This is a genomic window from Sandarakinorhabdus sp. (genome assembly GCF_041689835.1).
In the GTDB taxonomy this organism is placed as follows: Bacteria; Pseudomonadota; Alphaproteobacteria; order Sphingomonadales; family Sphingomonadaceae; genus Sandarakinorhabdus.
This window is the reverse complement of record NZ_JBDNFM010000082.1, coordinates 1-3,641: the sequence shown is the minus strand read 5'-3', so window position 1 is coordinate 3,641 and position 3,641 is coordinate 1. Positions and strand designations below refer to the sequence as shown.

Genomic DNA, 3,641 nt, shown 5'->3' with positions numbered 1-3,641 from the left:
GAACTGGTGTTCGACAATTGCACCGTGCCGGCGCAAAATGTGCTGGGCGGCGTCGGCAACGGCGCCCGCGTGCTGATGAGCGGGCTGGATTACGAACGCGTCGTGCTCAGCGGCGGCCCCATCGGCATCATGCAGGCGTGCATGGATGTGGTGGTGCCCTATGTTCACGATCGCCAGCAGTTCGGGCAACCCATCGGCCAATTCCAGCTGATGCAGGGCAAATTGGCAGACATGTATGTCGCGCTGTCCACCGCGCAGGCCTATACTTATGCCGTGGCGCAGGCCTGCGATCGCGGCGAAACCACCCGCAAGGATAGCGCTGGTTGCATTCTCTACTCCGCCGAAAAGGCGACATGGATGGCGCTGGAGGCAATCCAGTGCCTGGGCGGCAACGGCTATATCAACGACTATCCCACCGGGCGGCTGCTGCGCGATGCCAAACTGTATGAAATCGGTGCCGGCACCAGCGAAATCCGCCGATTTCTGATCGGCCGTGAGTTGTTTGACGAGACCAAGTGAAGGGCTGGCGGCCGGGCTGGATTCCTTCGTCGCCGCTGGTGGCCGCAACGCCGGCTGATCTGGGGCGGCCCCCTCGCCAATCTCGATCAGCGCATTGATCTTGACTGCTTGCAGGCGTGACATCGCTTGGCCGCAGGCTATGGTGAGCGCGGGAGAAACATCATGAAATCACTGCTTGCCGCTGCCTGCGCGCTGTTGGCCACCACTGCCTTGGCGGCGCCAAAGCCCGATGCTGCGTTGCTCAAGGCCGCCACCGCGCAAGCGCCCGCCGTCACCGCCACGCTGAAAAGCCTGGTGGAGATCGAGACCGGCACCGGTGATGCCGAAGGCATGGCGGCGATGGGCCAGTATCTGGCGGCAGCGCTCACCGCGCGCGGCGGCACCATCGAGCGAGTGAAACCCACTGGCGGCGTGGTGGGCGATATCATCGTGGCGCGTTGGAAGGGCACCGGCAAAGGCAAGCTGCTGCTGATCAGCCACATGGACACGGTGTATCAACGCGGCGCGCTGGCGCGGGCGCCGTTCCGGCTGGCCGACAGCGCCGCTGGCCCGCTGGCCTATGGCCCCGGCATTTCGGACGACAAGGGCGGCATCGCCACCATCCTGCACACCTTGCCGCTGCTGACGCCCCGCGATTATGCCGAGCTGACGGTGGCGATCAACACCGACGAGGAACGCGGATCACAGGGATCGGGGACGATCATCACCGAGCTGTCGAAAGGCATGGCGGCCGTGCTCAGCTTCGAGCCGACGGGCATGCCCGAACGGCTGACGCGCGGCACATCGGCGACCAATACGGTGATCGTCACCATCAAGGGCAAGGCCAGCCACGCGGGCGGCGCGCCGGAAGCCGGCATCAATGCGCTGGTGGAAGCCGGGCACATCATCGCGTCCACCAAGGATCTGGACCGCGGCCAGGGCAATCGCCGCTTCAATTGGACCGTGGTCGAACAGCAGCGCGGCGTGCGGAACATCATCCCCGACGATGTGACATTGATCGGCGATCTTCGCACCAGCAACATGGCGCAATATGATGAATTCAAGGCGGAATTGCTCGATCGGCTGAAAACCCCGTCGGTTCCGGGCGCTCAGGTCGCCGCCGAAGTGCGGATGAACCGCCCACCGTTCACCGCCACCGCGGCCAGCAACGCGCTGATCGAGGAAGCCCGCGCCATTTATGCGACGTTTGGCAAGGAACTGGCCGTGACCGAACGCGGCGGCGGCGGTACCGATGCCGGCTATGCCGCGCTGGCCGGTGTGCCGGTGATCGAATCGCTGGGCCTGCCCGGATACGGCGCACACACCACGCAGGCGGAATATGTCTTTCTCGAAGCGGTGCCGCGCCGGCTCTATCTTGCGGCTAGCCTGATCCGCCGGCTGGGGCGCTAACCCGACCGCACCAATGTCTGCCGGCCACCCCCACCGCCTTTCGGCCATTTTGCTGGTGCTTGCCGGCATCGGGGCCTTGTGTGTGCTTGATGTGTTCGCAAAATATCTGGGGCTGCGTTACGGCGCGGCGGTCACCACCTTTGGCCGTTACGCCAGCGGTACCGTGATCGCGCTGATGGTATGGCAATGGCAGGGCCGGCCGTGGGTGGCACCGGGCGGGCTGAAGCCCAATCTGGTGCGCGGTACGCTGGTTGCGGGAATGGCGCTGGCATTTTTCTGGTCGATCACGCGGCTGCCGCTGGCGCTGGTGCTCACCCTGACGTTTGTCGGGCCATTGGCAGTGCCGTTCATGGCCGCGCTGTATCTCAAAGAACCGGTGCAACCCCGCTATATCGCCGCCGGTGCCGTTGGATTTGCTGGTGTGCTGGTGGCTGTTGGCGGCATGCCCGGCCTGTCCAGCCCGCAACTGATGGCGGCGTTGGCGGCGGGTGTGGCGGCCATATTATACGGCGCGTCGGCGGTAATCCTGCGGTCACGCGCCGCGGCTGACGGGGCGACAGTGATAACCCTGATTGCAGCCGTGGTGCCGCTCGTCTGGCTCTCACCAGTGGTGTTCACGGTTTCCGCGCTGCCGCCAGCAGTGGATATCGGGCTGATGGTGGCGATGGGCCTTGCGGGCAACATCGGCGTGCAATTGATGGCACGCGGCTATGTTCATCTCCAGGCCCAGGTTTCGGCTGTGCTGGAATACAGCGCGCTGCCGTGGGCGGCGCTGCTGGGCTGGATGGTGTTTGATGAAGCGGTTGCGCCGGCAACCGTCGCTGGCGCAGTGATCATTGCCGGCGCCTGTCTGTGGGCGTCTCGGACACCCGCATCAGTTCCGATCAGCCCGCTGCCGCCAGTGCCAGTTCCTTGAGGCAAACAGCCTTGGCGCGGCCAACGGAGGCAAAATCGGGCAGCAATTCAACCGCTTCACGCGCATCAGCCAGATAGGCCCCGCGGGCAGTAGCAGCATGGCTGCCAGCCGGCACGCCGCAGATCGCCTGCACGCCAAGAACCGGGGAGCGCCGCAAATCCGTCACCGCCAGCACTTCCGACGGTGCGCGCGGCAGCGCTGCCGCCAGCGCAGCGGTGAGTTGGGCGGCCTGCGCATCGTCAACCCCGCGTGCCAATTCCGGTGCTAGCGCGATCCAATCGCCAGCTCCGCCCCGAATGGCGCCGATCACCCGGCCCCAGTCACCGCCCGCCGCCAGCTGCGCAACCGCCGCCTTTGGGCCGCTTTTGGACACCTCCGATGCAAACTGGCCCGCCGAAAGGATACCGGCGATCAGCAGCAGGGGAGAAAGGCTCAAGGCAAGAAATCCGGACATGGTCCAATTATGGAGATGGCGGGCACCAGACGCAATGGTTTCAGGTCGGCGAATCGACGATCATTGCGGTGAAACTGCATTCTGCCGCCAGCTTGCCATCAACTTCGGCGCGGCCGCTGAATTTGGCGATTCGGCCACGGTCCTGCACCACTTCCACCTTCAGGTGCAGCAGGCAGCCAGGTTCCACAGGCGTGCGAAACTTGGCGTTGTCGATCGCCATGAAATACACCAGCTTGTTGCCCGCGCCGTCTGGCCCTGCCCCGTCTGCCGTTGCTTTTGCGCGAGCCGTGTGGATCGCAAGCACGCCGGCCGTCTGCGCCAGCGCTTCCACGATCAACACGCCGGGCATGATCGGCCGGCCCG

4 protein-coding genes and 1 pseudogene are annotated in these 3,641 nt (G+C 65.1%); 3 read left to right on the top strand and 2 right to left on the bottom strand.

All coding sequences use genetic code 11. The annotated features are described in order from the left end of the window. The 3 genes from ACESL8_RS04190 to ACESL8_RS04180 all read left to right on the top strand — a co-directional run. Nucleotides 1-519, top strand: a 519-nt coding sequence (locus ACESL8_RS04190; protein WP_372916276.1) for an acyl-CoA dehydrogenase family protein, incomplete at its 5' end; no start/stop codon positions are given. Between the two features lie 162 nt (nucleotides 520-681). Then, nucleotides 682-1,908 carry a glutamate carboxypeptidase gene (locus ACESL8_RS04185; protein WP_372916274.1) on the top strand — a complete coding sequence of 409 codons (1,227 nt, stop codon included), beginning with the start codon at nucleotides 682-684 and terminating at the stop codon, nucleotides 1,906-1,908. Between the two features lie 13 nt (nucleotides 1,909-1,921). Then, nucleotides 1,922-2,824 (top strand): DMT family transporter, encoded by a 903-nt coding sequence (locus tag ACESL8_RS04180; protein ID WP_372916272.1) that lies wholly within the window; start codon nucleotides 1,922-1,924, stop codon nucleotides 2,822-2,824. Here ACESL8_RS04180 and ACESL8_RS04175 read toward each other — a convergent pair. Both ACESL8_RS04175 and ACESL8_RS04170 read right to left on the bottom strand, forming a co-directional pair. After that, complete coding sequence (locus ACESL8_RS04175) at nucleotides 2,793-3,278, bottom strand: hypothetical protein (RefSeq protein ID WP_372916270.1); 486 nt, start codon at nucleotides 3,276-3,278, stop codon at nucleotides 2,793-2,795. The two genes, ACESL8_RS04180 and ACESL8_RS04175, sit on opposite strands and share 32 nt — an antisense overlap. Nucleotides 3,279-3,318: 40 nt before the next feature. After that, nucleotides 3,319-3,641: pseudogene (locus ACESL8_RS04170) on the bottom strand (3-hydroxyacyl-[acyl-carrier-protein] dehydratase FabZ); the annotation flags it as partial.